Source organism: Hominimerdicola alba 8 (assembly GCF_000178155.2).
Lineage (GTDB): Bacteria > Bacillota > Clostridia > Oscillospirales > Ruminococcaceae > Hominimerdicola > Hominimerdicola alba_C.
Map to the genome: position 1 here is coordinate 1 of NZ_ADKM02000006.1, position 6543 is coordinate 6543.

A 6543-nucleotide genomic window follows, 5' to 3' on the forward strand; every position below is an offset into this window, starting at 1 on the left:
AAGTGCGAAGCGTGATGCCGCAAGGCTCGCCAAGAAGCCGAGAGCGCCGAAGGATCAGACAAAGGGCAGGAGTAAGAAGCAAGGAATTGAATAAACAACTATGAGATTATTCTAAGTAAGTATGCATCCCAATAAGTGAAAAATGATATAATTCACATTATTGGGATGCAATTTCTATCTTGACAGAAAGAAAAAAAAGATGTATAATATATACAATGGGGTTTGTGTACCCTTTTGAAATTTTCAAGTTATAATCCACACAAGTTGGTTTGTGTAAAATATTACTTAAATACAATGCGAGGAAAGGAATTATCATGGCAAATAAAGAGAAAATGGTCCCTCCTACATTAGAAATGATTCAGGGCAATCCGTACAATTATACTTTTGATGAAGTAGCCAAATGTATGGGAGAAGAAAGAGCTAAGTCTTTATTCAAAACCTTGTATAAAAGTGGCGTAAGTCCTAAAAATCAAACTATGACTATAAAAGACATATATGTAGGGGGAGATACTACAAAGTATGCTTTTGAATTACAAGATGGCTACTGCATTGAAACAGTATGCATTAAAAGAAGGACTGGCAATACGGTATGCGTTAGCACTATGGTCGGTTGTCCGGTGGGGTGTATTTTCTGTGCATCAGGAAAAAATGGATTTATTCGCAATCTTTCACCAGCTGAAATAGTTCAGCAAATCGTTCTTTTGAAAGAACGTGTCAACAGAATCGTTTTTATGGGGATGGGAGAACCTCTCTTTAATTATGATAATCTGATTAAAAGTATTCATATACTTCGTGATCGCAATGGACTTAATTTTCCTACAGATGGCATAAATGTATCGACTGTTGGACCAGTTGAACAGTTGAAGCGACTGAGAGAGGAGCATTTAAAGATTCAGTTTACACTCTCTCTTCACGCAACGGATCAAGCAACTAGAAACATGATTATGCCGCACATGAAATCCAATAGCATTCATAGTGTTGTCGAAGCTGCGCTTTCCTATTCTGAACGACATAACAGAAAGATTACCATTGCATATCTGCTCGCTCCTGGAATTAATGATAGGGCTTCAGACGTAAGACAACTTGGTAAATGGTTTAGAGGAAAAAATGTACTGATTAATCTTTTACAATATAATGAAACTGCCTGTAAGAGAATCAAACGTCCTAACAAGCAACAATTGGTTGCATTTAAGATTAGATTAGAGGAGGCTGGCTTGGAAGTAAAACTTCGGGAATCAAGAGGTAATAGAATAAAAGCTGCCTGTGGTCAATTAGTAAGTGATTATAATAAAGGGAACGACGCTCCTACGTCTGATTCACCTGAAAAGATGTCGCCTGTGATACACAAGCTTTCTGACAATAAAGCTGATACAACAAGAGGGATAAGAAAAGAAAAACGTCACCCTTTTGCAAAACATAAAGCCAAAAGGAAACGTAAGAAAAACTAATGATGAATTAACCCTCTAACCATTGTTGACTATTCTTTTAATGGTTATCGTTTGCGCTCACCATAATACTATGACGCACGGACGCATCTATGTATGCGCCCGTGCTAACCACAACATGAAAGGTGGGTGTACTGCCTTTTCTTTGCACGGCAGTAGGTGTGTCTCTACAATAATGCAATTATTTTTGTGTATAAAAGGAATAACCATTTTATTTTATGTGGAGGGATAATATGAGACTGGCAGATATGCATATTCATACTACTTTTTCGCCCGACGGAAAGTCATCTATGGAAGAGCAGTGTATAAAAGCCATAGAGATTGGGATTCCAATTATTTGTTTTACGGATCATGTAGATTTCAATTCTTCTGAAATAAATGTGGGAAGAATAATTAATAAAGCTTCTACAAATTTTGATGTGTCAGAATATTTCTATGAAGTGAATAGGCTAAGACGTATTTATAACTCCATCCAGATTTTGATTGGGATTGAATTCTCCGAGCCACATCTATTCCCTACTGAATTCGAGGATTACAGTTCTATGCCTTTTGATTATATTCTAGGAAGCATTCATCATTGCTATGGCTCTGTTTTTCCAGGTGCAAAAAACATAGAGGAATCAAAAGCGATTGATGAATACTATAATCTTATGTTAAAATCAATTCAGACATGCGAGTTCCAGGCGATGGCACATATAGATTTTCCCAGACGTTATTTTGATAATTGGAACGTCAGTGATACTATCATGGATGAAATATTAAATGCTATGATTAAAAAAGACATTATTCTTGAAGTTAATACGTCTTCCATCATGAATGCTTCTGACGAACCGCTGCCTCGATACAGTATCATTGATCGATATGTTCAGCTTGGAGGACGTAGGGTTGTATTAGGATCCGATGCACATATTTGTGTTAAACTTGGAAATGCATTTAGTAGTGTTGTTAGAAAACTACCGAATACTTGCGTTATAGGGTATTTTAAGAACAGGGTGTTTTATGAACTGTAATATAATAAAATGATAAGGGGGATTAAAAATGAAAGAATTGGTAAGTGTTATTATCCCTTTTTATAATGAAGAACAGTATATAGGAGATTGCCTAATATCGCTTATAAAGCAGACATATAAGAACATTGAGATTATTTGCGTTGATGATGGTTCAACCGACAATGGGGCAATGATAGTCAAAGCAATACAACAGTCTGATAGCCGTATTTCTTTAATTCAACAAGAAAATATGAATGCAGGAACCGCGAGAAATGTAGGCTTTTCTAAAGCAAAGGGTGAGTATGTCCTTTTCTTAGATTCTGATGATTTCTTTTCTCCATTAATGGTCGAGCGTATGTTAAACAAAGCATTAAGCACAAACTCTGATATTGTATTTTGTACAGGATATGGTTTGAATGTGATAACTAAAGAAACATATATGATGCCTCCTGTTGGTAAAGACAATGCCTCGTTTCCAAATAAAGAAGTATTTTCTTCCGCTGACACAACTGACGGTATATTTCAGTTATCTGTTACATGGGCTTGGGATAAGATGTATAGAACTGATTTTATACGTAAAAATGATATTTTCTTTCAAGGGACAAAAGTGTGTAATGATCTGGTTTTTGTTTGCTTATCATACTTGTTCGGCGAAAGAATCACATCCGTGAATCAGCATTTTATATGTCATAGAACAAATATAGCTTCATCTTTGTATTCTGCTGGTGAACGCAACTGGAAGTGTTTGTTTGAAGCACTTTCAGAGTTAGAAAACAGATTGATCTGTGAGGATTTATATAATAAACATAGAATTAGTTTTCTCAATCTGGTTGTCGAAAATATAGTTTATTATCTGCTTATGAGATTTACAGATGGCAATTGTTTCAGCTCGTTTTACACATATTACAAAAATAATGTAAGTGATCATTACAATTTCATGCAGTACCCTAAAGAGATTTACAGAGATGACTTTGCTTATAATATCATCAAATCTTTAGAAAATGATAGCAAAGATTCTTTTTTATTGAACTGTATCCATTTGTTAAATGCTAAACAATCCGAAGTATTACGAGTATCAAATTCAAAAAAATGGTGTCTTCCATATGATCTGATTGTGAATAAAAAGAAAATTATAATTTGCGGTGAAAATGACGCATCTATATCTTTTTTTCAGCAAATAACAAATAGTAATCTAAATTCTGTCTGCTCGATTTTAAGTTTAAGAGATATATTTGATGTAGAAAATGAAAACAGCATTTCATTCGACATATTTTGTGAAATTGATTTGATTATTATTACTTATGAAGACTTTAATGTTTTTCATAGATGCAGTAATTATTTTCTCTCATTAGGAATCGACAAATCAAAAGTCGTTTGGATTAATGCGTTATACTCTGATGAGTGGATAGCAGACTATATATTAAGAAAGGATAATGATGACAGCATCATTAATTATTTCAAATGAGAATTTTAACATTTCTGAACGTTAGTAATCGTTCTCGTATGCAAGCTGATTCAGGCTATATTTTTTATAATCTTCTATCTCCATATTTTACGAAGCAGAATAGTTTTTACTTTGCCTCACCTGAGCCACTGTCCGATTGTAACTGTATTCACATAAATAAAGAATTCGGATTTAATAAATATGAAGTTAGGTTTTCTTTTGATTGGTCAAAAGTAATGGAGATAATATCAAAAGTATCTCCTGATGTTCTTATCGTAAATCAGGTAGAACAAGTTCCTCACTACAAGGCAATTATTCAAGCTCTTGGAATAAATGTGTCAATTGTATCTTATGCACATTATATTCCATATCTTTTTGTAAACAATGTCTTTCAATACGATGAGTCTCTTAATAATGGTGGAATCGGCTTTTCAGTATGTATGAGTTTTTTATCTGGGTTGGAGATGTCTGATGTGGTATTTACTCACAGTCAAACCTCAAAGGATTACTTGAGAAAACTCTATGCTAAGTATTCTATTCATTTTTGTGAGGAAAAATTCAAAATTAATCCTCCTCCGTATGATCCCTTTTTACTTGACAACAATACGCAATGTTCAAAAAGAATAATATACAATCACAGATTATATAGGCATTACGGAACTGATTTCCTTTTTAATCTTGCGAAAGCCATTACCTCAAAATACAATAAGATTGAGGTTGATGTGTTCGATGTTTTAGGCGAAAGAACCGCTATTCAAAAGAGAATGGATCCCTCTGTTGATATTGCTAGAGAAACACTTTCTAAGATTAATGGTGTCAAATTAATAAACGATACTCATAAAAGAGCCAGATATTATGAATGCTTAAAAGGTGCTTTGTTTTCAATTGCTCCATATCGTCAAAACTGCATTTGGGCTATGTCATGCATCGATTCGTTAGGAATGGGAGTTCCGGTAATTGCACCAGATGTTGCATGGTTTAGCGAGTTTATCCCAAAAGACTTGCGCTATTCGTCTATTGATGAAGCAATGGATATAATAGATAAACTGATAAATGATTCTGATTTTTGGAGGAAAAAATCTGCTCAAGCAAATAAACTGATATCATCACTATCTCCTGAATCAATTGCTAATACATTCTTGGATGAATTTTATAAATTGATTCTTTAGGGTGATCTTGTTACGAAAGGGTGTTTTGTATGGATAACATTAGCTCAAATACAATCGATGATTTGATCAGCAATAGAAAATACTTTGCTCAGATAACTCAAGAGTTTTTAAAAACAATTTCGCTTGAGAGAATCCCGCTTTTTTCAAGCATCGAAATAGAAACTATGAATAGATGCAATGGAAAATGCACATTTTGTCCTGTAAATCACGATATAGATCCTCGAAAATTCTCAAGGATGAGCGAACCCCTTTTTCAAAAGATTATTGATGAATTAAAAACACTCAATTATCGTGGTAGACTAGCTCTGTATTCAAATAATGAGCCTTTTTTGGATGTTAGAATAGAAGATTTTGCTCGATATGCTCGTTCGGCATTACCTAGAGCGTGTATATATATATATACTAATGGCACGGTTTTGAATAAAACTCGTTTAGAAAGAATTCTTCCGTCATTAGATTATATGATTATAGATAATTATGATGATAACGGTATCATTACGGATAGTATTCGTCAGCTTATTGAGAGTTGTAAGTCTAATACTGAATTTAGCAAAAAAGTAAAAATATCTATGCGCAAACAAAATGAAGTGCTATTCTCTCGTGGTGGAAATGCGCCTAACAAAAAAATTGTGCAACCACTTCAAATGTCGTGTATCTTACCTTTTAAGCAGATTATTATACGTCCCGATGGTAAACTTAGCCTATGTTCTAACGATGCTTTAGGAAAGTACACTTTAGGAGATATTACAACACATTCACTGGTTGAATGCTGGACTTCTATTGAATATATGTCAGTTCGTAAGAAAATCATGTTAGGACGCTCAGAATGTGAGTTGTGCAGGGCGTGCGATTCTTTATATAATCCCGCTGATTATTGATTACAATAAAGTCTATGGTAAAAATACATAATCAAAAAGAAAGGGCTAATATGATGCGCGAATATATTTTAAGTATCAATCCTTGTGTTCATGGTCTTAATTATCACGATCCTTCCGTTGCCATTATTTCCGAGGGGAAAATTTTATTTGCTATTGAAGAAGAAAGGTTAAACGGCATAAAAGGTTCAAAAGGCATATTTCCTGCGAAAGCAATAAAATATGCACTTGATTATTGCAGAATTAAAGAGAGTGATATTACCGGAATCGCAGTCGGATACGATCCAATGTTGTGGCAAGAAAGAAAAGAAACTGAATTGCTATCTATATTGAGAAAAAATACAACTACAGGGAATGGTAGTCTTGTTTTTGACACTAATAGAGTATTCAATGATTTGATAAACTCTGATTTATTTCATCGATATGAGTTCTTTAGTGACCGTACCCAAGTATGCAATTACCTTCGTGAACAATGCGGCTTTTCTAATAAGATTAGAATCGAATTCTTTCCCCATCATTTATCACATGTCGCATCAAGTTATGAAGTATCAGGGTTTGATTGTGCAACAGGCATTGTAATTGATGGAATTGGTGAGGTAGCCACTACATCTATATGGGAAA

Annotated in this window: 6 protein-coding genes; all 6 read left to right on the forward strand. The window is 34.2% G+C overall.

The features are described 5' to 3' along the window. Nucleotides 1-314 precede the first annotated feature (314 nt). Nucleotides 315-1448 carry a 23S rRNA (adenine(2503)-C(2))-methyltransferase RlmN gene (rlmN, locus tag CUS_RS00050; protein WP_002846752.1) on the forward strand — a complete coding sequence of 378 codons (1134 nt, stop codon included), beginning with the start codon at nucleotides 315-317 and terminating at the stop codon, nucleotides 1446-1448. Between the two features lie 230 nt (nucleotides 1449-1678). After that, nucleotides 1679-2455 (forward strand): histidinol-phosphatase HisJ family protein, encoded by a 777-nt coding sequence (locus CUS_RS00055; protein WP_002846754.1) that lies wholly within the window; start codon nucleotides 1679-1681, stop codon nucleotides 2453-2455. 28 nt (nucleotides 2456-2483) lie between these two features. After that, nucleotides 2484-3899: a glycosyltransferase family 2 protein gene (locus CUS_RS18370; protein ID WP_002846753.1), complete on the forward strand. Its 1416-nt coding sequence runs from the start codon at nucleotides 2484-2486 to the stop codon at nucleotides 3897-3899. Between the two features lie 215 nt (nucleotides 3900-4114). Further along, entirely contained in the window at nucleotides 4115-5047 is a 933-nt protein-coding gene (locus CUS_RS00065) for a glycosyltransferase (protein WP_157769473.1), read from the forward strand. 29 nt (nucleotides 5048-5076) lie between these two features. Then, nucleotides 5077-5925, forward strand: a complete 849-nt coding sequence (locus CUS_RS00070) for a radical SAM/SPASM domain-containing protein (protein WP_100084495.1) — start codon at nucleotides 5077-5079, stop codon at nucleotides 5923-5925. Between the two features lie 50 nt (nucleotides 5926-5975). After that, nucleotides 5976-6543, forward strand: a 568-nt coding sequence (locus tag CUS_RS00075) for a carbamoyltransferase N-terminal domain-containing protein (protein ID WP_037275699.1), incomplete at its 3' end; no start/stop codon positions are given.

Excerpts from the sequence above, each read along its gene's own strand:
- CUS_RS00065 (WP_157769473.1), top strand. The coding sequence starts at position 4,115 with ATGGAGATAATATCAAAAGTATCTCCTGATGTTCTTATCGTAAATCAG.
- rlmN (WP_002846752.1), top strand. The coding sequence starts at position 315 with ATGGCAAATAAAGAGAAAATGGTCCCTCCTACATTAGAAATGATTCAG.
- CUS_RS18370 (WP_002846753.1), top strand. The coding sequence starts at position 2,484 with ATGAAAGAATTGGTAAGTGTTATTATCCCTTTTTATAATGAAGAACAG.
- CUS_RS00070 (WP_100084495.1), top strand. The coding sequence starts at position 5,077 with ATGGATAACATTAGCTCAAATACAATCGATGATTTGATCAGCAATAGA.
- CUS_RS00055 (WP_002846754.1), top strand. The coding sequence starts at position 1,679 with ATGAGACTGGCAGATATGCATATTCATACTACTTTTTCGCCCGACGGA.